This window comes from Paracoccus maritimus (genome assembly GCF_025195095.1).
GTDB classification, from domain to species: domain Bacteria; phylum Pseudomonadota; class Alphaproteobacteria; order Rhodobacterales; family Rhodobacteraceae; genus Paracoccus; species Paracoccus maritimus.
On record NZ_JANAVZ010000017.1, the window covers coordinates 19,961 to 43,062 of the forward strand.

The 23,102-nt window shown below is 61.5% G+C and carries 26 protein-coding genes and 2 pseudogenes; 10 read left to right on the forward strand and 18 right to left on the reverse strand.

The window, feature by feature from the left end; genetic code table 11:
* Positions 1-103: 103 nt before the first annotated feature.
* Positions 104-412, reverse strand: a complete 309-nt coding sequence (locus MU516_RS17825; RefSeq protein ID WP_260278603.1) for a type II toxin-antitoxin system RelE/ParE family toxin — start codon at positions 410-412, stop codon at positions 104-106.
* Positions 409-651, reverse strand: a complete 243-nt coding sequence (locus MU516_RS17830; protein ID WP_209057913.1) for a type II toxin-antitoxin system ParD family antitoxin — start codon at positions 649-651, stop codon at positions 409-411. The genes MU516_RS17825 and MU516_RS17830 overlap by 4 nt, the downstream gene beginning before the upstream one ends.
* Before the next feature lie 477 nt (positions 652-1,128).
* Here MU516_RS17830 and MU516_RS17835 point away from each other — a divergent pair, with 477 nt between their 5' ends.
* Entirely contained in the window at positions 1,129-1,800 is a 672-nt protein-coding gene (locus MU516_RS17835; RefSeq protein WP_260278604.1) for a recombinase family protein, read from the forward strand.
* 73 nt (positions 1,801-1,873) lie between these two features.
* Here the strand turns inward: MU516_RS17835 and MU516_RS17840 are convergent, their stop codons facing one another.
* From MU516_RS17840 to MU516_RS17870, 7 genes are all read right to left on the reverse strand, one after another.
* On the reverse strand, positions 1,874-4,063 hold the full coding sequence (locus MU516_RS17840) for an RAMP superfamily CRISPR-associated protein (RefSeq protein WP_260278605.1): 2,190 nt from the start codon (positions 4,061-4,063) through the stop codon (positions 1,874-1,876).
* 14 nt (positions 4,064-4,077) lie between these two features.
* Complete coding sequence (gene csx19, locus MU516_RS17845; protein WP_260278606.1) at positions 4,078-4,650, reverse strand: type III-D CRISPR-associated protein Csx19; 573 nt, start codon at positions 4,648-4,650, stop codon at positions 4,078-4,080.
* A 391-nt stretch (positions 4,651-5,041) separates the two neighbouring features.
* Complete coding sequence (locus MU516_RS17850) at positions 5,042-5,584, reverse strand: SCO family protein (RefSeq protein ID WP_209057992.1); 543 nt, start codon at positions 5,582-5,584, stop codon at positions 5,042-5,044.
* A 38-nt stretch (positions 5,585-5,622) separates the two neighbouring features.
* Positions 5,623-6,096: a copper chaperone PCu(A)C gene (locus MU516_RS17855; RefSeq protein ID WP_209057945.1), complete on the reverse strand. Its 474-nt coding sequence runs from the start codon at positions 6,094-6,096 to the stop codon at positions 5,623-5,625.
* A 4-nt stretch (positions 6,097-6,100) separates the two neighbouring features.
* Complete coding sequence (locus tag MU516_RS17860; protein WP_209057947.1) at positions 6,101-6,694, reverse strand: SCO family protein; 594 nt, start codon at positions 6,692-6,694, stop codon at positions 6,101-6,103.
* Between the two features lie 170 nt (positions 6,695-6,864).
* Positions 6,865-8,046 (reverse strand): ZIP family metal transporter, encoded by a 1,182-nt coding sequence (locus MU516_RS17865; protein ID WP_209057949.1) that lies wholly within the window; start codon positions 8,044-8,046, stop codon positions 6,865-6,867.
* The gene (locus tag MU516_RS17870) at positions 8,043-9,188 is read right to left on the reverse strand and encodes a multicopper oxidase domain-containing protein (RefSeq protein ID WP_209057951.1); all 1,146 of its coding nucleotides are present in this window, start codon (positions 9,186-9,188) and stop codon (positions 8,043-8,045) included. Before MU516_RS17870 ends, MU516_RS17865 begins: the two co-directional genes overlap by 4 nt.
* Before the next feature lie 116 nt (positions 9,189-9,304).
* Here MU516_RS17870 and mntR point away from each other — a divergent pair, with 116 nt between their 5' ends.
* Positions 9,305-9,763 carry a manganese-binding transcriptional regulator MntR gene (mntR, locus tag MU516_RS17875; RefSeq protein ID WP_209057953.1) on the forward strand — a complete coding sequence of 153 codons (459 nt, stop codon included), beginning with the start codon at positions 9,305-9,307 and terminating at the stop codon, positions 9,761-9,763.
* A 7-nt stretch (positions 9,764-9,770) separates the two neighbouring features.
* Here mntR and MU516_RS17880 read toward each other — a convergent pair whose 3' ends face one another.
* From MU516_RS17880 to MU516_RS17900, 5 genes are all read right to left on the reverse strand, one after another.
* Positions 9,771-10,430 carry a DsbA family protein gene (locus MU516_RS17880; protein WP_209057955.1) on the reverse strand — a complete coding sequence of 220 codons (660 nt, stop codon included), beginning with the start codon at positions 10,428-10,430 and terminating at the stop codon, positions 9,771-9,773.
* Entirely contained in the window at positions 10,427-10,864 is a 438-nt protein-coding gene (locus MU516_RS17885; RefSeq protein WP_425606883.1) for a disulfide bond formation protein B, read from the reverse strand. Before MU516_RS17885 ends, MU516_RS17880 begins: the two co-directional genes overlap by 4 nt.
* Positions 10,851-11,336: a signal peptidase II gene (lspA, locus tag MU516_RS17890; RefSeq protein ID WP_209057956.1), complete on the reverse strand. Its 486-nt coding sequence runs from the start codon at positions 11,334-11,336 to the stop codon at positions 10,851-10,853. The genes MU516_RS17885 and lspA overlap by 14 nt, the downstream gene beginning before the upstream one ends.
* Positions 11,337-11,410: 74 nt before the next feature.
* Positions 11,411-12,328, reverse strand: a complete 918-nt coding sequence (locus MU516_RS17895; protein ID WP_209057959.1) for a cation diffusion facilitator family transporter — start codon at positions 12,326-12,328, stop codon at positions 11,411-11,413.
* Positions 12,329-12,331: 3 nt separating this feature from the next.
* A complete protein-coding gene (locus tag MU516_RS17900) occupies positions 12,332-14,602 on the reverse strand; it encodes a heavy metal translocating P-type ATPase (protein ID WP_260278607.1) in 2,271 nt (756 codons plus the stop codon).
* 86 nt (positions 14,603-14,688) lie between these two features.
* Here MU516_RS17900 and MU516_RS17905 point away from each other — a divergent pair, with 86 nt between their 5' ends.
* From MU516_RS17905 to MU516_RS17940, 8 genes and pseudogenes are all read left to right on the forward strand, one after another.
* On the forward strand, positions 14,689-15,129 hold the full coding sequence (locus tag MU516_RS17905) for a MerR family transcriptional regulator (RefSeq protein ID WP_209057963.1): 441 nt from the start codon (positions 14,689-14,691) through the stop codon (positions 15,127-15,129).
* A gap of 243 nt (positions 15,130-15,372) precedes the next feature.
* A complete protein-coding gene (locus tag MU516_RS17910) occupies positions 15,373-15,573 on the forward strand; it encodes a hypothetical protein (protein WP_209057965.1) in 201 nt (66 codons plus the stop codon).
* Positions 15,574-16,109: 536 nt separating this feature from the next.
* Positions 16,110-17,288, forward strand: coding sequence for a M23 family metallopeptidase (locus MU516_RS17915; protein WP_209057968.1), 1,179 nt, complete (start codon positions 16,110-16,112; stop codon positions 17,286-17,288).
* Between the two features lie 41 nt (positions 17,289-17,329).
* Positions 17,330-17,794, forward strand: a complete 465-nt coding sequence (locus tag MU516_RS17920; RefSeq protein ID WP_209057970.1) for a DUF411 domain-containing protein — start codon at positions 17,330-17,332, stop codon at positions 17,792-17,794.
* A 22-nt stretch (positions 17,795-17,816) separates the two neighbouring features.
* Complete coding sequence (locus MU516_RS17925) at positions 17,817-18,359, forward strand: L,D-transpeptidase family protein (protein WP_209057971.1); 543 nt, start codon at positions 17,817-17,819, stop codon at positions 18,357-18,359.
* Between the two features lie 192 nt (positions 18,360-18,551).
* Positions 18,552-19,217, forward strand: a complete 666-nt coding sequence (locus MU516_RS17930; RefSeq protein ID WP_209057972.1) for a L,D-transpeptidase — start codon at positions 18,552-18,554, stop codon at positions 19,215-19,217.
* A 680-nt stretch (positions 19,218-19,897) separates the two neighbouring features.
* Positions 19,898-20,511, forward strand: a pseudogene (locus MU516_RS17935) (IS110 family RNA-guided transposase); the annotation flags it as partial.
* A 21-nt stretch (positions 20,512-20,532) separates the two neighbouring features.
* Positions 20,533-20,805 (forward strand): annotated as a pseudogene (locus tag MU516_RS17940) (IS110 family transposase); the annotation flags it as partial.
* Between the two features lie 89 nt (positions 20,806-20,894).
* Here MU516_RS17940 and MU516_RS17945 read toward each other — a convergent pair.
* From MU516_RS17945 to MU516_RS17960, 4 genes are all read right to left on the reverse strand, one after another.
* Positions 20,895-21,428: a type IV secretion system protein gene (locus MU516_RS17945; RefSeq protein WP_260278608.1), complete on the reverse strand. Its 534-nt coding sequence runs from the start codon at positions 21,426-21,428 to the stop codon at positions 20,895-20,897.
* A gap of 78 nt (positions 21,429-21,506) precedes the next feature.
* Entirely contained in the window at positions 21,507-22,286 is a 780-nt protein-coding gene (locus tag MU516_RS17950; RefSeq protein ID WP_260278609.1) for a hypothetical protein, read from the reverse strand.
* Positions 22,283-22,516 carry a hypothetical protein gene (locus MU516_RS17955; RefSeq protein ID WP_260278610.1) on the reverse strand — a complete coding sequence of 78 codons (234 nt, stop codon included), beginning with the start codon at positions 22,514-22,516 and terminating at the stop codon, positions 22,283-22,285. The genes MU516_RS17950 and MU516_RS17955 overlap by 4 nt, the downstream gene beginning before the upstream one ends.
* Positions 22,516-23,102 (reverse strand): type IV secretion system protein (locus tag MU516_RS17960; RefSeq protein ID WP_260278611.1); only part of this gene is annotated, 587 nt, incomplete at its 5' end. The genes MU516_RS17960 and MU516_RS17955, both read right to left, overlap by 1 nt.

Here is a 23,102-nt window from a genome sequence, read left to right on the forward strand (position 1 = left end):
CGCGAGAAGTAATCGACGAGCTACGCCGACAGGGCCTGCAATTCGGCTTCGGTTGCCGGGGCACCGCGACGGGCGATGATCTCGTTGCGGCAATCAGCGTTCATCATTGCGGATCATCCTCGGGAAACAGCAGAGCAGCGTAGTCCCTCGCACCATGCAGCACACGGATCACGAAAACCTCGTTGTCATCGGCGCGATAGAAAATCTGGTATTTGTCATGCACCCGCCGTCGAACGCCTTTTTGCGCGTAACGCGGCACCAGAGGGTGAGCCTTCGGCATCTGGCCGAGGCTGGCGCATTTGCCAGCCAATTCGGCCACGAAGGATTGCGCACGGGGCGGATTGTCCCGCGCGATGTAATCACCGATGGCGATCAGATCTTGCCGCGCTTCGGATGATAGGCGGACCTTCATGCAGAGGCATACCGCTGCGCGAGTTCCACAGCCACGTCTTCAATTGCATGAGTTTGGCCCGCCTCGATATCTGCCAAGCCGCGTTCTATGGCCATATCCAGCGCCGCAAGGCGCTTCTCGCGCTCTTCGACCAGCCGCACCCCTTCCCGCAGCACTTCACTTTTGGAGCCGTAGCGGCCCGATTCCACGAGCCGCTGGATGTAGGATTCCAAAGGTTTTCCCAATTCTGCGCTGATCATTGCGTGTTCTCCAATCTCGCCATGTGGTCAAGATAGGCGACTTATGAATTATTATCAATTCCGATCCCAGTGCCGCGCCTGCCATCCGCGCCGGTCGGCCAGCTTCTCGGCTATGCCTGCTGACGCGGAGTAGGGGGTATGCGTGCCGAGCTTGAAGCCGCCGGGAGGCCCTTTGGTCCGAGCGATCTGCTGATCGCGGCTCATGCCGGCGCTATTGGTGCGGTGCTCGTGACTGACAACACGGACGAATTTTCCCGCGTTCGCGGTCTGCGTGTTGAAAACTGGATCAGATCATCCCTGAGCCTGAGATTCGATTCATCGCTACTGAATGCGGTTTTCCAAGAGGGGCAGAGGCCACAAAATTATGCGTAATAATATACATTATGGAACGAATAGCATATTTCTGTATAAATACAATATGGTATGGTGTCATTACTAGGCCGCCGTTTCCCGCCGTTCCGTAGCCGGCAGGTTGGCATGGCCACGAGCCCGCCGCCTCCATCCGGCGTTGCGGTGGTCCGTTCGGCATCGTTGACTCGCTCCTGTAACGGAACAGGTTTACGGCTGCCGTCAGACTGCCTCGATCAACTTGCTGCGCTCCATTCTTGCCATGATGAACAGCTAGAGATGCCGCTCAACGTCCTGGCGCTGGTGAAGAATGCGGATCACGTCGAGCGTATCCGCGCCCTCCCGGACATAGACCATGTGCGAGCCAGCCCGCGCCTTGAGTATCCCAGGACGCAGGTCGACCGGCTGGCTGACCGTGTCACCTGCAGCCAGGGACAGGCAGCCCTGCATCCCACCATAGCGGAGCAAATTGAAAAGAAGGGCGTCAAACTTGCCCTCGGCGCATCGGGTTACGATCCGACCGATCCGATGGGCAAAATGTTCTTCAACATTCTGGCCACCTTCGCCGAGTTTGAAACCGATCTGATCAGGATGCGGACGAGGGAAGGCAAGGCCATCGCCCGTGCCAGGGAAAAACTTCGAGAAAAACAGCCGAAACACTCAGAAAAACAACAAAAAGAGCTGACGCGGATGTATGTGTCAGGCGACTATGCCATCAGCGACTTGGCTGAACTCTTCGCGGTCTCAAGGCCGACCATCTACAGGACGCTGCAACGCACAGGGAGCAAAATCAGCCCTTAGAGCGTAGGATTTTACCCCCTCCGGCATCAGACCCCACAATTTGCAGACGCCGACAAACACGTATCCCCGGGCTTTATCGGCCTATCGGACGCTTTGGCAGCGCCGTCATGTCCGAGGCGTCCTTGAGGGTGAGCTGGTGTCCCGGGTTTGCGTTACTGGTGGATTCGTTGTCGACGAACCACTGGAAATTCTCGCCCTGCGGATTGGGATCGCGGGTGGTGCGCGGATAGTGAACCGGAAAACCGCTGAACCCGGCGGCCGATTTCTCGAAGTCCTGCAGATAGCCGGCCCCATAGAGAGAGCACATTTTGGCCGTGAAGGCGTCCAGCGCCGGCCGCTGGTCATGGCTGACCGGTTGCAGCGATGCATCCAGATCGCGCAGAGCGGCGACCCTGTCTTCGGCCCTGACGATTTCGGCGTTCTCGATTTCGACCCGCACCGCCCCGAACCCCAGTGGGCGGCCGCCGGCCACAGTCAGGCAGTGCTCCGGGGGCAGCGAGCCGAGATAGATCAGCGCTCCGAGTTCTTCTTCGGTGAGGTTGTCGAAGGCCAGCTCGGCGGTGAATTCCACGCCCGGATTGACCCAATCGAAGATCGAGCGGTTCTGGTCGGACTTGTTGTCGGGTTGCGCCGGGTCGGTCGGACGGCGGAGATATTCGCGATAGCGGTTCCCAAGGGGCCGCGGTGGGTTGCTGCTCGCGTCCTGCTCGGCCGCTGGCCCCGACCAATAATCCGCAATCCCCTGCGTCTCACTGTGCCAGGGATAGACCTTGCGCCGGGCGATGCTCTTGGCGCCGGGGTCGTCATAGCCGACCTGCCATTTGTGGCGCCCGCCCTGCTGCGCCGCCCCGCTGGCATCGCCGAGATAGAAGCGGCTCTGTTCGGGCTTGGGGGCGCCAAGAATCGCCAGCGGCAGCCCGTCACTGAACTCGGAAAATGGCTTTCCATTGACTTCACCGGTGCCGGGGACATAGTCGATCGTCAGGATACGCAGATTGCCCTTGTATTGCCGCTTGCGCCGGTCGTTCGGCTGCACCTTGGTCGTATCGGCCCAGCCAAAGACCCGCTCGGCGGGCGACAGGCGCTCATACTCCGTCGCCGGGCGCAGGCCGGCCGGCAAGAAATCAATCGGCGGGTGCTCGTGCAGCTTGCGCGAAATGGAGACGGGCAGAAGCGCGGTGATCTTGCGCTTGACCGGATCCCAATAGGCATTGCACATCACCCCGGCCGCGAGGTCGGCGGCGGCGGCGTCATAGACCTGGCGGCTGATGCCCGGCTTTGAGCTCGGCGCGCCTCTGGGCCCCTTCCACTCATGCTCTTTTCCCACTCTGGCGGGCAGCTCCGTATTCGGCTGTTCCTTGTAGCTCTCGATGAGCAGGCGCCAGTCGGTGTCGAGCGCGCCGTCGATTGACGGGTGCGTCAGAGGCAGAACGAGCGGCTCCAACCGGGCGAAAAACACCCGCTCGTCGTGCTTACCCATGATGTTGTCATTGGTGATGCAATACCAGCCGGGCTGGCCGCGCAGCCATCTGCCTGTCGCGGTGTAATTGTGGCCGCGCGCAGCAGGATATGGCCAGGCCACCATCGTGCCGCCAATCGGCCCATGGGTCACCACTTCCCAGAACCGAAAAGCGCCTTTTAGCATCTCCCGCAGGTCAAAAACGCCCGCCGTGCCGTGCAGCGCCCTGTCTGTGGCGCTGAAGCACCGGGCGCCGGGCAGCCAGGCGGCATACATGAGGCTGCCCGGCGGGCCATTGGCGCTCGGCCAGGACGATGGCGCATGGCTGCCAAAGAACAGATGCAGCTCAAGATCGCCGGCGGCATTGGCCGCCACCCGCGCTGGCACCGTCCAGAGCCCTTCCTTGGGCACCATGCGCCGGCCGAGCCGCTTGTCGTGCTTGTCCAGAATGGCGAAGCGCGAATTGGTGACCGCCTCATAGGCGGCGCGCAGGGCCCCCTTGAAGGTGGTGATCGGCAGGTGCGGCAGGCCGTTGCGGCGGCGGCAGTGATAGGTCTTGTGCTTGGGCTTCGCCTGATCCTCTCCCGACCCCTGGTCGGGCTCTGTCGCGCTCTCGTCCGGCTCCTGGTAGAGGACCTCGGGGATGAGCAGCGGGGTCTTGGCCGTGACCTTCAGTGTCAGCCGGCCGCTGAAGGTGCCAGCCTGCAACCGGTCATGCCCCTTAGGTGGCGAAAAGCAGAACGGGTCGCTCTCATTGGGCGCAGGTGCCTTGAGGAAGGTGTAGGGATTGAAGAAATCGGTCATTGGCCTGTGGCCTTCTAGGGTTGCGGCTCCGAGATAGTGTCGAATTTGGCGAGCCTTGTAGCACGGAGCCGCAGATTGCCGTCCTCGCCAGGGACGAAATAGCTATAGCGCCACAGAGCGAGGCGTTCGCTCTCGGCAAGCGGCGGATGCGGCACCTTGATCTCGCCGATACGGGCGGCGGCCAGCCGGCTCCAGGCTGCGCCCGTACTGTCATCGGCCAGCGACTTGCCCCAGAGCATGAGCTTGTTGGCCATCTGATGGGCTGTCTCGACCTCGGCCTCCGGCCAGCCCCAGGCAGCGGGCGACGCCGCCTCCGCCACCGCGCCCGCCAGCCCGGTGCCACCGTCGCGCCGCAGCCAATGCAGCTCGGTTTCGCCGGTCATCACGTGGAGTTGGTAGACTTGGCTCAGGTCGAGGGCTTCGCCGTCCGGCCCCAACAGGCTCGCGCCGGACAGGTCGGCAAACCGGCATTCGGCTGGCGACATGGTGATGGCCAGCGGCTCGGCGAAGCCGCAGCAGAGCGCCAGGGCGTCGTGGATAGTCAGGTCCGGCCAGCACCAGCGGTGCAGCTCTACCGGGATACTCATGGCTTCACCTTCAGGTATTCGGTCCAGGCATCCTTCATCGCCTGGCTGGCCCCTAGGCGGATGGCGAGCGGCCACCTAGGGCGATGGGCAGTAGGACAGAGGCGGCCCGCGCTTGAGGCGCGGCCCATGATGGGCTGAGGACGTGCCGGGGGATCGACGCGGGCTGCGCCCGTGCTCACCCCCCCGCCCCGACGATGTTTCCGTTTCCTTTATCCGCCCGCATCCCTGCGTCTGGGCGCACTCCGGTCCTGCGGAGAATGCCGCAACCGCCAGCCCCGAAAGCAGGGGCGCGGCGGCGCGTGATGTCGAACGATCGTGTCATGGTCGTTCTCCAACTGACCAGCTGACAAGATGAACTCATACCCTGCTTTTGCAGTTCGCGTGTCGGTCATCAATCAAGGACCCGGCGAATCTTGGGCACGGCAAATCGGCGATCCTCGTGATAGTCTATGATCCCACCGAAATGTCCGTCGGCGCGAAACAGGAACACCCCTGCGGTGTGGTCCATCGTATAGTCGGCATCCTGGGGCACTTTCTCGAACCGGGCGCGGAAACCCGAGGCGGCGCGCTGGACCTCGGCAAGTGATCCTGTCAGGCCGACGATCCGCGGATCGAAATTCGACAGGTAGTCGGCCAGCACGTCCGGGGTGTCCCGTTCCGGGTCCACGCTGATCATGACCGCGTTCAGCCGATCAGCGTCAGCGCCGAGATCCTCCAGCCAGATGGAGATGTCGCTCAGCGTTGTCGGGCAGACATCGGGGCACCAGGTGAAGCCGAAGAAGACCATGGTCGGCTGACCCAACCAGTCTGTCGGACGCACCTGATTGCCGCGATGGTCTGTCAGGGTGAAGGCCATCTCGCCAAACGGGACTGGCAGGACTCCGGCGCTCGGCTGCGCCTCAGGTCGGCTTCGCCACCAGCCAAGCCCGAGCATGAAGGCCACAGCACCTGTGGTGCCGCCAAGCCCGAGGATTACTGCCCGGCGTGTGAGCACGTCGGCCCCTCAGCGCGCATGGACAGCACCTCGACATTGATCGTGACCTCGCCAGCGTTCTGGAATGTCAGAGACGCCGGAAAGCTGTCGCCCTCTTTCAGAGGGTTCGTCAGGCGCATCAGCATGCCGTGATAGCTGCCCGGGGCCAGCGCGGTGGTCTGGCCTGCCGGAACCGGGACGGACAACGCATGCGGCATCGAGGCGACCCCGTCGGTCACCTGGGTCTGGTGCAGCATCGGCATGCCAGCAGCCGTGGTCGCGATGCCGAGCAGCGCGTCATCTGCAGCCCCGGCATTGGTAATTTCGACATAGAACACCGCCGGCCGGCTGGCGCCGATGGTCGCACGCGACCAGGCGTGATCGATGGTCAGGTCGCCGGCGGTCACGGTCTCGCAAGCGATGGCCGGAACTGCCGTCAGGGCGAGGAAAGCGGAAAGGATGATGGGTTTCATGGGCTCACAATCTCGATTGAAGGTCGGCGAGGATCTCCGACGCCGGCGTGCCATAGGTGAACTGGCGCAGCCAGTCGCCCTCGGGGCCGATCAGGTAAAGTGAGGGACTGTGCGACATCGAATAGCCATCGGGGGCGGCGGCATCGTCCTCTCGCGCGAAGTGGATGCGGAAGCTGTCCGCCGTCGCGCTGGTTTGCGCCGCATCTCCGGCAAGTCCGAGGATCGACGGGTGGAACGCGGCGGTGAATTCATCCAGCCCCAATTTGCGGTCCCGCTCGGGGTCGATCGAGATGAACAGCGGCTGCACCTGATCCGCCCGATCACCCAGATCATCCATCACCTGGGCGACCTCGGCCAGCGTCGTCGGGCACACATCGGGGCAGTTGGTGAAGCCGAAGAACACCAGTACATGCTTGCCCGCGAACTCCGCCGAGCTGCGAAGGCGTCCGTCTGCATCAGGAAGCGTGAAGGTTGGTCGAAATGGCGCCTCGACCTGTGGCGCGGGGACGGGCTTTTCAAAAAGCAGAAGCGCCCCATAGCACAACAGCGCAAGCCCCGCCGCCGCCCAGAGAATCTTTTGCAGCCTTGTCAATTGCATCTGACCTGTAACTCCACTTGCGCGGCGTTCGTAAACCCTCCAGTTGCTTGAGCTTCAAGGGCGAATCTTTGGCGTCACACAATCGTCAGCGGTCAGCCACGCAGATTGCCGCCTGCGAACGCGGAATCGCCCGATCATGTCCATGCCTGACATGTTGAGATCGCGCACGGCTACACTTTGATCAGCGCTGCCGTCACATACATGAAGGCGATACCACCCAGAAACCCGCCCAGAACCGCAGGCGATAACAGCACCGCCTGCCGGTCGAGGTTTTGCCGCATCAGGTAGCTGCTGACTTCGACAATCACCTGCAGGATCGCCCCCGCCCCGACGGCCAGTGCCAGCGCCGACCATTGCGGGGCATAGGCAAGGCTGCCCGCCCACATCCCCAGAACCGCAGGTCCGCCCGCCAGCAAGGTCAGCGCGGCAAAGCTCCAGAGCGGCGGTCGTATGCGCAGGATCGGAGCCGCAATACCGATACCCTCGGTGACGTTGTGCAGCGCGAAGCCGAGGACGAGGAAGGTCCCAAGCCCCGCAGATCCGGCGGCGAAGGCACCTCCGATGGCCAGCCCCTCGCCGAAGTTGTGAAGGCCGATGCCAAGCGCGATATAGAAGGACAGCGCCAGTCCCTCTGGCTGACCGCGCCAGCGGCCGATGGCCATCAGCAGCAGGAAGCTGGCCAGCGCCGCCAGCCAGACCATGGCCGCGCCCTGGAACAAGGCGGCGGCATCCGCCGACAGTTCCAGCGCCTCACCCGTCATGTCGATCAGCAGGAAGGCGAGCAGACCGACCGTCAGCGCCAGAAGGACATTCATGCCCTGCCTGCCAAGGCCACGCATCGCCGGGTAGAACATCAGGCCAAGCGCCACCGGCAGCAGACCGACTATCGCGCCAACCAGCGCCTGAAGGCGCATCTGCCCAGCACTGCCCTTGGGTGTCGGCACCGCCACGGCGATCTCGTGCTCAAAGACCGTGCCGGTATTCGAGACCATGGCAACGCGATGCGCCTCGCCCAGAACCCAGGGATAGGGGATGCGCAGCCAGACGGTATCACCGCGCGCAATCGGGCCGGCCGGATCCTGGGTAAATGACCAGTATGCGTCGTCTACCGCGACCTGCGCGACATTCATGGCCTCTGACCCGCCCGCCCGCACCAGCACCTGAATGCCGGCTTCGTCCAGAATGGTCCGTTCGACCGTGAGCACCTCGACTGGCGGGGCGCCGTTGTTGAAGCTTCGCAGGGGATCAAGCGAGGCGATCCACACGAAGGATGCCAGCATCGCCGCCAGCGGCAACAGCACCAGCAACAGGCGGATCAGGGGGGGCCGGGTGGGTTGGCTTTGCTCGCTCATGCTTCCGGCCCCCGCACGTCGAACATGCCGACCCAGCCCAGTTCGGTGAACTCGGACTGATGGGCGTGGAACATGTACATGCCGTCTTCATGCTCGGCAAAACTGAACTCGAGGATGCCGCGCTGCGCCTGACACTGCATGATCAGATCGACCGTGCGCTGCGTGGGCGTCAGGGTTGTGCCGGTATCGTAGTAGTCGAAGAAGTTGGCATGCAGGTGGAACGAGTTGATCGGGTCGAACTCGGTCACGTTCAGCAGGTAGATGCGCACCGGGCGCGATTTTTCGATGCGGATCGGCACGTTCATATAGGCTTGGCCAATGGTGTTGGCCGCATAGATCTCATTGGCACCGTCGAAATTGGTATCGAAAGCGTTCATCACCATGGCCATTTCCTGCCAGTTGGCATTTTCTGGGCTGCCGAGGGCACGCGAGGCCGCAGCGGCGGCAAGGGCCGGATCGGTCTGGCGCGCGGGATCGGGGTCGATCACGAACAGACCGTACATGCCCTTGTGCATATGCCGCTTCAGCGGCAGCGCGTGGCAGTGGTAGAGGTGACAGCCGAAGGGCTTGGCGTCGAACTCGTAAATGAATTCCTCACCGGGGCCGATCAGACCTGCGCCGGGAACGCCGTCCATCCGCGCCGAATGGATGCCGTGGAAATGCATCGAATGCGGGTGCGAGCCATAGTTGCGGAAGATGATCTTCAGCCGCTCGCCCTCCTTCGCCCGCAAGGCAGGGCCGGGAACGCGACCATTGAAGGTCCAGGCGGGAAAGAAGATGCCGGGGGCAATCTCTATTTCCTTGTCGATGGCGTCGACCTCGAAGGTCCGTAGGGTGCGCCCGTCGGGCAAGAACTCGGTCGTGCCCGTGTCCCAGTCAGTCAGCATCGGGGTCGGGTCAAAGCCGTTCCGGGCATGATCAACCAGACCGACCGTCGTCATGTCGCCATGGGCCATGCCGGGCATCGGTGCCGCATATGGATCCGGCTTCATCGCCGACATGTCATGACCGGCCATGGTATCGGGGGCAGACTGCGAACGTGCACTTCCTGCGGCAATGGCAGCGCCGCCCGCTGCCACCAGTCCACCGACAAGTAGGGCGCGACGCGACGGATCGACGGAGGGTGCAGTGTCGGCTGGCATGGATCTGGATTTCCTCGCGGGCAAAGCACAAAAAGGCCGGGCGCATAAAGTTAGTCTAGGCTAACAATCTGCCCAACGCCTTTACCTGTCAATCCGGTTCGTGCAAAACTGCGCGGATGACGAAAGACGATCATCAAGACGCGGTGGCCCGCGAGCCTGACCCACGGACTGCGGACAACCGCGCAGAGGCGTTTCACGGTGTGCGCGTGGCGCGGCGCAACGAGTTGGCCGAGGATTATGTCGAGCTGATCGCCGAACTCATCCACACGCAGGGAGAGGCGCGTCCCGTCGATATCGCGACGAAGATGGGCGTCACGGCACCGACGGTCGCCAAGACACTTGGCCGTCTCGCACGCGATGGCCTGATCACCCGCGCAAAATACCGATCCGTCTTTCTGACCGATGAGGGCCGGGCGCTGGCCAAAGAATGCAGGCACCGACACGAGATCGTGCTGCGGTTCCTGCTGAGCCTTGGCCTTGATTCCGAGACGGCTGAACGCGATGCCGAGGGCATCGAGCACCATGTGAGCGAGCGGACGCTCGCCCTGTTCGCGGCATTCGCCAACCGCTCCTAGACGCGCTTCAGGCGCCCTCGACCGCTTGTCTGACCTCAGCGACCAGCTTTTCGGGGGACAGGTTCTCCAGCCGTTTGCCATTCAGGAAGAAGGTGGGGGTCTGACGGATGCCAACGGCTTCGACATCGGCCATGTCCTGATTGAGGATGCCCGTGATCTCTGGCGAAAGTCTTTGGCTTTCAGCCTTGTCAAGTTCAAGCCCCACCGCACCGGCGGTCCGCCAGGCAAGATCCATCTGCGGGCCGTCGTGAAGTGCCCAGTTCGGCTGCTTTTCGAGAATGGCTTCCAGCACCTGCTCAAATTTCTCCTGCATCCGTGCGACCTCTAGGATGCGTACCGCCTCGTCCGAGCCTTCGTGGAAGACCGTATAGCGCAGGACGACCCGGACCTCGTTCGGGAATTGGCGGCGGATGTCCTGCACGACAGGGTGATACGCGCGGCAGGCCTCGCAAGAGGGATCAAAGAACTCGACCAGCGTGACCGGCGCATCCGCGGGGCCGAAGCTGGGCGAATGGGCACGGATCAAAAGCGATGGGTCCACCGCGGGGGCCCCAGCGGCCGCGGCTTCGGCCTCAACCTCGCGCCGGCGTGTCAGGACGACGGCACCGCCAGCGAAGGCGGCAAGTGCAAGGGTCGATGCCCCGATCAACAGAGTGCGGCGGTTCATGCGCGATTTCCTTTCGGCAAGAGAAGGCAGACCAGGATCGCGGCAAAGGCGATCAGCGAGAGATAGGGGATCGGCAGTCCAAGGATCATCTGCGCCTCGCCGGTGCAGGACGGGCCGTTCTCGGTGCAGGGCACGATGGGTGCCGGCAACAGTCCGGCGTAAAGCCCGGAATGCCACCCCGACAGTGCGAGGCCGCTAAGCGCAAGCGGCAACCCATACATCCTGGCCGCACCGTCTCCGCGCCACAGCGACAGGCCGAGCATCGGCACCAGCGGGAACATGGCGATGCGCTGATACCAGCACAGCGTGCAGGGCATCTGGCCCAGCACCTCGCCGATGAACAGCGCGCCGAGCGCGGCCGCCAGCGCGATCAGGAAGGCGGCGGTCAGCGCAAGGTCATCGCGCGACAATGTTTGCGGGTCAGTTTTGGTCAAGAATCGGCTCCTTCCGGCGACGAAGGGGAAGCGAGGCGGCAAGGATCAGGACCGCGCCAAGGGTGATCGCAATATCGGCGACATTGAACGTGGGCCAGTGCCAGTCGCGCCAGTAAAGGTCAATGAAATCGGTCACGGCACCCTGCCGCAAACGGTCGATGATGTTGCCTGAAGCCCCACCCACGACGAGGGCATAGCCAGCCCGTTCCACATTGTGGTCTGCCCGAAACGCTAGGACGGCGAAAACTATTGTCAGAGCCCCCGTCAGCGCGCCCATCAGGAGCGGTCTTCCCGCCATCACCCCTTCCAACAGGCCAAAGCTCGCACCCTCGTTGAAACCGAGGGTCAGGTTGAAGCCCGGCAAGACCGGGACCACGCGTCCTGGAGAAAGCAGCGAAAGTGCCATGGCCTTGGTTAGCTGATCAGCCAGTGCGGTGGTCGCGATCAGAAGAAGCAGGGCGGCACGCGTCATCGCAAGTTCTCTCTTTCCGTGGCTATCGGTCGCAGCCATCCAGCAGGCCACGACGATCAAGGGTTAAGCTCTGGTCAGGATTGCGTCTGCGCCGAACTGGTCTCTTGTGCGACGATGCCCTGTGTGGGCGCGTCGACCTGAACCGTGACATGGTCGATGTCATAGCGTTCATGCAACCTCGCCTTGACCAGATCGGGCAGGGTCAACGGATCGACGCCGGGGGCAGGCACGACGTGAACGGTCGCCACGCTGGATTCGTCGGTCAGCACCCAGGCATGGAAATGCCCGGCTGCGGCAATCTCGGGCAGCGTTGCGAGGTCGGCTTCGGCCTCACGAGCATCCAGTCCTTGGGGTACGGCCTGCAACAACACACGCAGCGAATCCGACACCAGCGTCCAAGCCGACCGGACGACCAGCACCGCGACCAGCACCGACAGCAGCGGGTCGAGGATCTGCCAGCCCGTCAGCATGATGCCGATGGCCGCGACAATGGCACCGACAGAACCCAGCAGGTCGCCCAGCACGTGCAGGAGCGCCCCTTTCAGGTTGGTATCGCGCCGGTCGCCGCGCGACAGGTACCACGCCCCGGTAAGGTTCACGAACAGCCCGACGACCGCCACCGCCAGCATCGGTCCGGCCAGAATCTCGACCGGACTGCCGATGCGGCCCACTGCCTCGTAGGTGATCCAGACAACCAGCAGCAGCAGCGATGCCCCGTTGGCCAGGGCCGCCAGCACCCGCACGCGGTGGAAGCCGTACGTGCGCGTTTCATCCGCAGCCCGCGCCGCGACCCGATAGGCGATCAGCGCCAGAAGCAGCGCCGCCGCGTCCGACACCATGTGTCCGCTGTCGGCGATCAGCGCGAGCGATCCCGAGAACCAGCCGCCGACCGCCTGAGCGACCGCATAACTGACCGTCAGCCAGAAGACGAGACGGACGCGCCCGACATTGCCCGCGTCCAGATTGCCGCCATGTTCGTGTCCCTCGGCCATGGCTCAGCCCTCGCGTTCCGGGTTGAACTGCAACAGCCGAAGGGCATTCAGCGTCACCAGCACAGTCGCCCCGGTATCGGCGAGGATCGCGATCCACAGACCCGTCAGCCCCAAAACCGAGGTTACGAGAAACACGGCCTTCAGCCCCAACGCGATGGTGACGTTCTGGCGGATATTGGTCATCGCCGCGCGCGACAGGCGGATCGTGGCGGGGATGTCGGTCACCCGGTCGCGCAGGATCGCCGCATCGGCGGTCTCTAGCGCCACATCGGTGCCCGACCCCATCGCCACGCCAACCGACGCCTGTTTAAGCGCGGGGGCATCGTTGATGCCGTCGCCGATCATCATCACGCCGCCCTGTTCACTCATGGCCTTGATCGCCTTGAGCTTGTCCTCGGGCATCATGTCTGCCTGGAACTCCATCCCAAGGCTTCCGGCAATGGCGGCTGCCGTGCGCGGGTTGTCCCCGGTCAGGATGATCGAGGTCACGCCCATGGCGGTCAACTGGCGGACTGACTCCTTGGCGTCATTGCGTGGTTCGTCCCGCATGGCGATCAGGCCAAGCGGGGTCTTTTCGCGGAACACGGCGACGGCGGTCTTGCCTTCTTCCTCGAACACCGTGGCCTGACGCAGGCCGAGGCCATCCAGCCCACCGTTCTCCATGGCGTAGCGCGGCGAAGCGACCCAAGCCGACGCATCGCCAACAGTGGCGATGACGCCCTTGCCCATCAGCGCTTTGGCATCCCGCGATGGCAGCGCGTTGACGCCTGCATCCTTTGCCTTGTTCAGGATCGCGATTGCCAATGGGTGGCTTGACCCGGTCTCGACCCCTGACGCAACGGCCAGAAGTTCGGCCTCGGTGGTGGTGCCAAACACGACCACATCCGTCACCTTCGGCCGCCCGTGGGTCAGCGTGCCGGTCTTGTCAAAGGCGATGCGGCTGACTTTTGCGGCAGCCTCGATCACCGCGCCACCCTTCATCAGCAAGCCGCGCCGCGCGCCGGTGGACATGGCCGAGGCGATGGAGGCGGGCACCGAGATGACCAGCGCACAGGGGCAACCGATCAGCAAAAGCGCCAAGCCGCGATAGACCCATGTGTCCCAGGGCTGACCGAAGGCCACCGGTGGCACCAGAACGACCAGTGCCGCGACAGCCACAATGGCGGGCATGTACCAGCGGCTGAACCGGTCGATGAACCGCTCGGTCGGCGCGCGCGCCTCCTCGGCCTCTTCGACCAGACGGATGATGCGGGCGATGGTATTGTCTTCGGGGCCTTTCGTGACCTTGACGCGCAGTGCGGCCTCGGTGTTGATCGAACCCGCAAAAACGAGCTCCCCCGGACCGCGCGCCTTCGGCACGCTTTCGCCGGTGACCGGGCTTTCATCCACGCCCGAGGTGCCTTCGGTGATCTCGCCGTCGGCCGGAATCCGGTCGCCGGGGCGCACAAGTACGGTTTGGTCCACGGTCAGGCTGGCGGCAGGCACCTCGCGCGTCGTCTCGCCGGTAACCAGTTGCGCCGTCATCGGCACCAGATTGGCCAGCGCCCGGATCCCGTCCCGCGCCTTGCCCGCCGCGACACCTTCCAGCACCTCGCCCACGGCAAACAGGAAGACCACCAGCGCCGCCTCTTCCGCGGCGTTGATGAACAGCGCGCCGATGGCGGCGATGGTCATCAGACTTTCGATGGTGAAAGGCTGCCCCATCCGCAAGGCCGCAAACGCGCGCCTGGCCACCGGTGCCACGCCAATCAGGCAGGCGGCGACGAAGGCCCATCTTCCGATCTCGGGCGCCAGATATTCGATGATCCAGGCCGCGCCCAGAAGCAGGGCGGTGAAGATCACCAGCTTGCCCTTGGCGGTCAGATACCAGCGCTTGCCCCGGTCTGCGGGATCGTTATGGACATGGCCGGGGCTGCCATGGCCGGACTCGTCGCGCACCGATGCTGTCACGGCCGCCGGGCCATGGTCGTGCCCTGCATGGTCATCGACGTGGTCCGGCTCGGGAGTTTCACCAGGCAGAACGAACTCTTCCTTTGCCGAGCCGGATCGCGGCGCGATCCCATAGCCAAGCGCCCGCACGGTCTTCTCGACCTTGTCGCACCCGGTCTGCGCCTCGTCCAGCGTCAGCCGCAGACGTTCCGACATGATTCCGACCTCGACGCCGCTGACGCCGGGAAGCCGCGCAACTGCATCCTTGATCTTGGTCGCACATGACCCACAGTCCATGCCCGATACAGTCCAGTGGCGCGCGGTTTCTATCTTTGGTTCGGTCATCGCGGTTCCTAAGCCCCAAGGGGCGGTTGTCTTCATCGAATCGGGAACCTAATGTCTCTAGCAACTATATGTTCAAGGGAAATCTCATGCTGACTATCGGAAAATTGGGGGCAGAGGCCGGGGTGAAGGTGCCGACCGTCCGCTACTACGAGCAGATCGGCCTTCTGCCAAAGGCCGAACGCAGCGCGGGCAATCAGCGGCTTTATGGCCGCAAGGCATTAGAACGGCTGGCCTTCATCCGCCATGCCCGAGATCTGGGCTTCACGCTTGAAGCGATCCGCGACCTCCTCAGTCTCTCGGACAGACCTGACCAATCCTGTGCCGCCGCCGATGCCATCGCAAAGGCCCAACTGGCTGAGGTCGAAAGTCGCCTCGCTAGGTTGATGTCGCTAAAGGCCGAGCTTGAGCGAATGGTCGTTCAATGCGCGGGCGGGCGCATTGCCGATTGCCGGGTGATCGAAGTCCTGGGTGACCATTCCCTCTGTGCGACCGATCACAGGCACCCCGAAGGCGAGCACATCGCCTGACCTTCTCCGCAAAGCTGCAAAGCGGGCAACCGCCTTGCGCACGACCGCGAGAACCGTTTCCACACGGACAGCCGGCGAGAACCGCAGTTTGCCGCGCGCCGTTTCCATCGCTTTCAGATAGGCAGGGCCGTCCAACTCCTGCGGTAAGGCGCCGAGCTTCGTCATGGGTAAGCATTATGAGTTCGATCATTTCCGAGACTGGCGGTAGCCGGTATCAGTTTGGGTTGGCGATAGGATCGCGCCTTGGAAGCCGTCCATCTTATCGTGATCGCCATCCTCAACGAACGCCAACGACGCCGAAATCCGCCAGACCGCCGTCATGCCCGTCAATGCGCAAAGGATGCCATCGCCAAGGCGCAGCTTGCCGAGGTCGAAAGTTGTCTCTCCCGCCTGACAGGCCTGGAAAACCGAATCTGGGCGCCTGGTGGTGCAGTGCGCAGGTGACCGGATTTCCTATTGCCGGTCATCGAGGTGTTGGGCGATCATTCGCTGTGTGTTTCGAATCCCGCGACCGACGATGCCGGACAGTAATCGGCTGACGATGACCGAAACCGGCATTGGTGATTAAACGGTTCGGATGCAGCAGGCCTCCTTCAGGCCGACTTGCTCTCTGACAAGGTCGTGATCGAAGGGTATTTTGCCTTGAACCTCTAGTTGCTTGAGGTCCCAAAAGGCGCGTTTCGAAGATGTGAGGCAAGAGAAGGCATGAACCAGCAAAAGCAGCAGCGACTCCGATGTTGACAGTCATCGCGGCCCTGATTGGCGGGTTGCTGGGGTTCCGGCGTGCTCGCGCGCTCGGGGGCAACCGGAAGGACAGGGCTCATTATGCAGTTGGATACGCGATCGCCTTTGGCCTGACGGCAACAATTGCCGGTATCTTCATCGCCCGTCTTATTCAACTGTAGACAGCCTATCGATGCCGTGTGGGGGCAGCCGCTCTCCGGCGCCTGAACTTATTGCCTGACGAGAGACCAGACCTGATGATCTTTCAAGCCTTGCTGACTGCCGGCGCCATTGCCGTCACGACATCTGTTTACGTCGAAACCCCGGCCGAACCTTCTCTCCTCACCGAGGAAGTCGCCCCTATGTCGCGACACGAGGTCGTTCCGGGGGATACATTGGATTCGATATTGGCGCATGCGGGCATCGGTGTGCCTCTCCGGACCGAGGCAGCACTTGCCATTTCCGATGTTTTCGACCTGTCGGCCCTCAGCCCAGGCCAATTACTCAGATGGAGCGTTTCTTCCGATGATCCTTCCCAGCTAGAGCGTCTGTCACTGCTGACCAGAGACGGAACGGACATCATTCTGGATTTCACGAAACCCCTCGAAGCATCCCTGACCAAGACCGAAATCCTGCGACGGGTCCGGCGCGAAACCTTCGTCCTTGACGATTCTCTCTTCCAGGCGCTCGCCACGCACAATGCACCTGAGAGTTTCGCAGTTGATCTCGCAGCGCTCCTTGCCGGCCAAATCGACTTTCGAGATCTCGAAGGAACCGAGCGAATAGCATTGATCTGGAGCGAGAACGTCCTGCCTGATGAGACGATCGTGGGCGAGCCTCAGATCGCCTATGCGCGGGTAGAGAAGGACGCAGACATCTTCGAGGTCCTCACCGGCTCGGTCGAGCAACCCTTCATCCTGTTTCGGAATGGAACCTTGGTCCAGCAGTCGGCGCGACCTGTCGCAGGCGCACGCCTGTCTTCAGTCTTCGGTAAGCGCCGACATCCTGTGCTTGGCACGCAACGAATGCATACGGGCGTCGACTACGCGGCACCGACCGGGACACCGGTCAGCGTGACAGGCGCAGGAACGGTCCTGTTTGCTGGAACCATAAGGGGCTATGGTCGGACAATCGACGTTGATCATGGCGCGGGCGTCCTGACCCGCTATGCGCATCTTTCCCGTTTTGAAGATGGGATCGCTCCGGGTGTCGAGCTGAACGCCGGGGCCAGGGTAGGTGACGTGGGCGCGACCGGCCTCGTCAGTGGACCGAACCTTCATTACGAAGTTCGGATCGACGGCAAGCCCACAGACCCTATCAGGAAAGCACCGGCGGCACGGACAGTTATGCCGACCCCCGCCGACCACGTCATGCTGACAATTGCGCGTCTTACCACCGGCTACTTTCTCCGTCCGAATACGAGCAAGAAGAGCTGATGGCACCCAGACAACTTCATCCTACAGCTCAAGGGGATAAAATGATTAAGCTGACACGACGCGCCCTGATGATGGCTGCCGCAGCCAGCGGTCTGCCATCTCTTTCATGTGCAGAAAGCCTTCCGGCCATCCATGTCGTGGAGGGCCGCGGCTGTGAATGCTGCAAACAGTGGACCAAATACCTGAAGGAGCAAGGCTTTCAAGTTACCAGCGAAGAGCGGTTCGGCACCTTGCTGATGCAGCACAAGATTGATCTGGGTGTGCCGGTCGAACTGACATCCTGCCATACCGGCAGCATTGATGATTATTTTCTGGAGGGACATGTTCCTGCCGGCGATATACGGCGCCTGCTAAGGGAGCGGCCTGAAGCTCTCGGCTTGACGGTTCCAGGAATGCCATACGGCAGCCCAGGGATGGGTCCGGAGAAAGAGCGCAACGCTTACGATGTCCTGCTTGTTCGCCTGGATGGTACCAGTGAAGTGTTTGCCCGCTATCCTGAAGCATAAAAAATCGAGCATAAACAGATCAATGTCAAACTTCTCCCGGCGCCAGGCGTCACTGGCTTTGCTTGCACTTCTCGCCGCATGTGGAAAATTCGGACCGCCGCAACCGACGCGAGGGGCCACACCTCAGTTCAAGAGGTACTCAGGTCCCCCCGTCACTCAAGTCGTGGTCAACAAGGCTGACCGCAGGATGTTCCTGCTGAACGGGCAGACGGTCCTCAGATCATATGATTTTGGTCTCGGAAATCAGCCCGTTGGACCAAAGCAATTCGAGGGCGACGGAAAAACTCCAGAGGGACTATATTATGTCGACCGTTTCAACCCGCGGAGCCGTTATCATCTGTCGGTGGGAATATCCTATCCAAACGAACTGGATAAGGCTTATGCAGCGCAATTCGGACGAAGTGCTGGCAGCGATATCATGTTTCATGGCCGCGGACAGGAGGGCAAAGTCTTGGCGCCGAAGAAGCGGGATTGGACCGCAGGCTGTCTTGCGCTGACAGATCAGGAAATAGAAGACGTATACGCAATGCTGCAGCCTGGGGTGCCAGTAATGATCTATCCATAGAAACATACATACTGGCTGAAACCAGGTTAAAAAATCAGGAGCTATGCTTTTCTGAAAAGCTAACGGTGTCCGCTAAGAACACAGCAAGCACCCTAACCTCATCGCTAAAACACCGTGAATCGTGTGCCGATTTCCGTGATCTTGAAAAGGCAGTGCTGTGACGATGTCGAACGGAGTACAGGAACATCCAATATGTTGACAAGACGACATTTTATACAGACTGCTACCGCACTCTTTTCAGCGTCAATTTCCAGCCCACTGCGTGCGGAATCATGGCCAACAGTGAGCCAGAAGGCTGCATGGGACGCACAGGTGACCCCTCCCGGCTATAATGCATTCAAGTCCAATCCATGGGGGCTGCACCCACGCTTTCTACCTCAAAGAATACGGGCCAATGACGGTCTGGTGCCGGGTGATATCCATGTTGATGCCGTAGCGAGATACCTTTACCATATCGAAGCTGGTGGAACCGCAATGCGCTACGGTGTGGCCATCGGAAGGGGGGATCTCTATGAGCCCGGCGTTTATAAAATCAAGCGAAAAGTCGAATGGCCACACTGGACCCCTACGCAGAACATGATTGCCCGGGAGCCAGAAATTTACGGTCAGTTTGAAGGGGGAGTAGAGCCCGGCCCTGATAATGCGCTCGGATCTCGCGCTCTCTACCTCTATGTTGGCGAAAGGGATACGTACCTCCGCATTCATGGAACGCCATTCCCGACAAGCATTGGCACGAGCGCCAGTTCGGGCTGCGTCCGGATGGTCATGGCGCACATAAATGACCTCTATCCAAAAGTAGAAATTGGTTCCACCGCGTTTTTATACTCGACCGCTGAGAGCGTGACATCATGGAGCTAAAAATTCTTTGACCAATAACGACCCGAGCGATGCGATATATGAGGTTTAAGACTGAGATTGCATACATATAGGGCGACCTCCAGCGGTGGTGAGCGGAAGCAAGGTTGTTTCCACTTGCCCACGATGCTCGTACCAAAAACAATTATCACTCCGGAGAAGCCTTGCTGTAGATACATCCTGCATCGGTGCAACAAGAGAGATAAGTTCTGGAGGAAGCCCTTGTGAATTGCTCTCCGGTTTTTCCGTCTTCACCGTCATGGCTCCACAACCGGCATTGACCAAGATGGTTACAATTGCGATGTAGGATCTAAACTTCATTTCGACTTCTCCGCGTTGCTTCAGTTCCGTAAAAACATCTTTCGCATTTAATATCAAGGTACTTAAGGCCGCATCACCTAACTGTCAACAGCTGGCATGGAATAGTAAGGCGTTGCAGGTTAATTCTTTGCTGTCACTGATAGTCGACGCTGTCTATATTTTTTGTTGTAATTTTTTACAGTTTTCTGCGAGGATAATTTTCACAAAGCATGCGAGTACCATCGGGATTTTAATAAATAAACTGCATAAGCCAAATAATAAAAGTATATTGGTTTGAAAGTAAGCGATGGGGTGGACGCCCCCGGCGGCATCGATGTGCCAAGATGGCGGATGTTGAAGCACCGCTACGGAGGGGAGCGTCCATGGGAGAGGTTAGCATCATCGGCCTGGAATTGGCCAAGAACGAGTTTCAGGCGCATGGCGCAGGAGCGGACGGATCGGTGATCTTCCGCCGCAAGCTGTCTCGCGCTCAGCTATTGAAGTTCGTCGCGGCGCAGGCGCCTTGCGTAGTGGCGGTGGAAGGTTGCGCTAGCGCGCATGACTGGGGCCGGGCGATCGGCGACCCGGCCACGAGGTGCGGCTGATCGCACCCGCCTATGTGAAGCCGTTCGTGAAGCGCCAGAAGAATGACATGGCGGATGCCGCGGCAATTGCAGAAGCAGCTTCGCGGCCGACCATGAGATTCGTTGCCGTGAAGAGAGAAGCCCAGCAGGCGGCGGCGATGGCCTATCGGACCCGTGATCTTCTGGTTCGTCCGCGAACACAGACGATCAACGCGCTGCGGGCACATCTGGCCGAGCGCGGCATCGTGGCCCCCACCGGCCCGGCTCATGTCGGGCGTCTGGCAGCAGCCATCGACGGCGACGATGGCATCTTGCCGGCCGCGGTGCGCGACCTCGCCCGCCTCTTGCTGGACCAAATTGCCGGGCTGGCCGAGAAGATCGCGGGCCTTGATTCTGAGCTTCGCAAGCGCGTGACCACCGACGATGCAGCGCGGCGGCCGCTGTCCGAACTCGGGCACGAGGTCCGTCTGATCTCACCGCAGTTCGTCACGCCCTATGTCAAATCCAATAAGAACGATCGCAACGATGCTGAAGCGATTTGCGAAGCCGTCGGACGTCCCTCGATGCGGTTCGTTCCACAGAAATCACCGGAACAACTGGAGATACAGGCCGTCCACCGCATCCGGCAGAGGCTGATTTCGGACCGGACGCGGCTTGTGAACCAGATTCGAGGCCTGTTGGCCGAACATGGCGTTGTGATCGCCCGCGACATCAGCCGTCTACGCCCGGCACTTCATTTTTCGGTCAACCATCGGATGAAGCTAACCTCCGTTATCGCAACGGCAATGATGGTCCGTTAGATCAGGTAGCCGAAGACGGCGGCCAGCCAGGCCTCGAACATCGAGCGGGTGCGGGTGAAGAGCAGGAAGAAGCCCATCAGGGGCGCAATGCTGATCAGGACTGCCAGCAGCAGCTTGGCGTAAGCCACGACAAGGATATAGATGACGGCGAGGATGCCGAGAACCACGAAGAGGAACGCGCCGACCAGCGCCCGCACGAGAACGGAGTTCCCGTTCACCACCAGGTCGATGACCTCGGCCAGTGTCTGGAACATGTTGGTGGCCGCATCACCGCTGGTGTCGGACGCCGGGCCGGCCACGAAGTCGCGCACGGTGTTGCCGACCGTATCGAAGAGGGACGTTCCGGAGCTGTAGATGATGTTGAAGTTGTCCCACGAGAACAGGAACATGTAGATCGCACCGATCCGGATCATGATGCCGATCAGCTGCGGGAAGGAGAATTCCGTGAAGCGGAAGAGCACGTTGATGCCGTAGAGGACGATCAGCAGCACCGCCAGCATTTCCAGCCCGCCCGTCAGGATCTCAGCCAATCGGGCGAAAGTCTGGGACGCGATTTGAAGGATACGGCTGTCGATCAGTGTGACTATTGTCCCGATAAACTCCATGCCCTAGCCCTTCTTGCAGAATTCACGGGCTTCACCGTCAAGAGAATCGAAGAACAGGTTCGCCGCACTCTGCATCGCATTCTTGCGCGCGAAAACGTCACTGATGCTGCTTGCGCTTGGGTGCTGAGAAAGTCTTTCTGCCAGTTCCCATCCCAGTTCGGGCGGCACATGCTGGGTCGCACAGGAGCAGTCACCTGTTTCAAGTGCCGCGCGGCTAGCCAGATAATTTAGGAAGCTGAACACGACCCCTTGGTCAACGGACAAAGGTAGGTCCGGCTTATCCTTCAGAAGTTGACGGATGCCAGCAAAGCGCGTTGAATTGCAGTCGAACGTGCTTCGAGCAAACGTCACGCTGCTGGCACGTTCGAAGTCTCTCGCAAAGCTTGCTTCGTCGAGGATGGCGCGCCTCTCATCGCGAGACAAAACATCTGTCATTGCAAAATCGAAGCCTGTCAGGTCGATGCTGTCGGGATCGAAGCTGTCCCAATAGGCTGCGCCCCGCGCTTTGGTCTCGGCGCGCTCCACGTCGATCTCGGCCTCGCGTTTCTGGCGTTCCAGCCGCTCGCGCGCAAAATGCGCCTGCGCGGCGGCCTCCTCGGCTTCCAGAAGCTCGCTGATCGCGTCGGCATCGCCGCTGTTCAGGATCTCCAGCTTGTCGTCGTCCGAGAGCTGCGCCAGATCGGCGGGGCTGTCGGAGGACGCCTGCCAGGCGACCAGCGCCCCGGCGAGGGCAAGGGCGGTAATGGCCGTGGCACCGATCAGGCGTGTCTTCGGGGGCGTCATTCCAGGTCCTCCGTTTGGGGTTCTTCGGTCGAGGGCGCGGTGTCTTCGGCCAGCGCCTCCGCCTGTTCCTGACGGACACGCTCCATGACGGCGGCCGTTTCAGGATCGGCGGCTTGTTCAGGCTGAGGGGTCGAGAACTGCAGGGCTGTGACATCGCGCAGCCAGAGCCAGCCTCCAACGGCGAGCGCAAGCGCGACGAGAGAGAAGCCGATCCAGATATGCTTCATCATCACTCGTCCTCAATCAGAGCGTCGTCGCCGGTCAGCGACAGGAACTTTTCGTCATCGGCCATCGTCGCGGCGTCGATCACACCGGCCTGGCCCATGGAGACGGTCTGGATCGCCTCCATGTTGGCCTGGTTGATCAGCGCAATGACCAATTCGCCCGTCACACGGGTGTTGAGGTCGATGGCCTGCTTGAGATTGGTCGCGTCGTCGATCTGCCCGATCAGGGCGGCCGTGCGGTCGAGCGAGGCCGAGGTCTGTTCGATCGCATTCTCGGCCGCGGCCGAGGTATAGGCGCTGGTCGCCGCCTGAGTGCCCACACGCTGCTGATCCGGATTGTCACTCGCGGTCAGCGCGTCCACTCCGTCCTGCGACAGACCGGCGCTTTCATAGATCCCGGCAATGACGTCGCCAGCAGGAGATCCGCCGACCGTGCCGTTGCCGAACACGGCCCCCCAATCGCCCGAACGGGCCGCTGCCAGCTGATCCTGAAGATTGCCGAGGTTGAGGCCGCCCAGGAGGTCATCGAGATCGAGGCCGGCCAGCAGCGTGTCAAGATCGAAGCCATCGGTCAGCGATGAGACGACCTGTT

Coding starts and splice junctions, on each gene's coding strand:
- MU516_RS17920 (WP_209057970.1), top strand. CDS start 17,330: ATGATTAAGCTGACACGACGCGCCCTGATGATGGCTGCCGCAGCCAGC.
- MU516_RS17830 (WP_209057913.1), bottom strand. CDS start 651: ATGATCAGCGCAGAATTGGGAAAACCTTTGGAATCCTACATCCAGCGG.
- mntR (WP_209057953.1), top strand. CDS start 9,305: ATGACGAAAGACGATCATCAAGACGCGGTGGCCCGCGAGCCTGACCCA.
- MU516_RS17855 (WP_209057945.1), bottom strand. CDS start 6,096: ATGAAACCCATCATCCTTTCCGCTTTCCTCGCCCTGACGGCAGTTCCG.
- csx19 (WP_260278606.1), bottom strand. CDS start 4,650: ATGAGTATCCCGGTAGAGCTGCACCGCTGGTGCTGGCCGGACCTGACT.
- MU516_RS17860 (WP_209057947.1), bottom strand. CDS start 6,694: ATGCAATTGACAAGGCTGCAAAAGATTCTCTGGGCGGCGGCGGGGCTT.
- MU516_RS17955 (WP_260278610.1), bottom strand. CDS start 22,516: ATGATGAAGCATATCTGGATCGGCTTCTCTCTCGTCGCGCTTGCGCTC.
- MU516_RS17930 (WP_209057972.1), top strand. CDS start 18,552: ATGTTGACAAGACGACATTTTATACAGACTGCTACCGCACTCTTTTCA.
- MU516_RS17825 (WP_260278603.1), bottom strand. CDS start 412: ATGAAGGTCCGCCTATCATCCGAAGCGCGGCAAGATCTGATCGCCATC.
- MU516_RS17905 (WP_209057963.1), top strand. CDS start 14,689: ATGCTGACTATCGGAAAATTGGGGGCAGAGGCCGGGGTGAAGGTGCCG.
- MU516_RS17840 (WP_260278605.1), bottom strand. CDS start 4,063: ATGACCGATTTCTTCAATCCCTACACCTTCCTCAAGGCACCTGCGCCC.
- MU516_RS17900 (WP_260278607.1), bottom strand. CDS start 14,602: ATGACCGAACCAAAGATAGAAACCGCGCGCCACTGGACTGTATCGGGC.
- MU516_RS17880 (WP_209057955.1), bottom strand. CDS start 10,430: ATGAACCGCCGCACTCTGTTGATCGGGGCATCGACCCTTGCACTTGCC.
- MU516_RS17850 (WP_209057992.1), bottom strand. CDS start 5,584: ATGCTCGGGCTTGGCTGGTGGCGAAGCCGACCTGAGGCGCAGCCGAGC.
- MU516_RS17925 (WP_209057971.1), top strand. CDS start 17,817: ATGTCAAACTTCTCCCGGCGCCAGGCGTCACTGGCTTTGCTTGCACTT.
- MU516_RS17835 (WP_260278604.1), top strand. CDS start 1,129: ATGGCCACGAGCCCGCCGCCTCCATCCGGCGTTGCGGTGGTCCGTTCG.
- MU516_RS17870 (WP_209057951.1), bottom strand. CDS start 9,188: ATGCCAGCCGACACTGCACCCTCCGTCGATCCGTCGCGTCGCGCCCTA.
- MU516_RS17895 (WP_209057959.1), bottom strand. CDS start 12,328: ATGGCCGAGGGACACGAACATGGCGGCAATCTGGACGCGGGCAATGTC.
- MU516_RS17915 (WP_209057968.1), top strand. CDS start 16,110: ATGATCTTTCAAGCCTTGCTGACTGCCGGCGCCATTGCCGTCACGACA.
- lspA (WP_209057956.1), bottom strand. CDS start 11,336: ATGACGCGTGCCGCCCTGCTTCTTCTGATCGCGACCACCGCACTGGCT.
- MU516_RS17865 (WP_209057949.1), bottom strand. CDS start 8,046: ATGAGCGAGCAAAGCCAACCCACCCGGCCCCCCCTGATCCGCCTGTTG.
- MU516_RS17950 (WP_260278609.1), bottom strand. CDS start 22,286: ATGACGCCCCCGAAGACACGCCTGATCGGTGCCACGGCCATTACCGCC.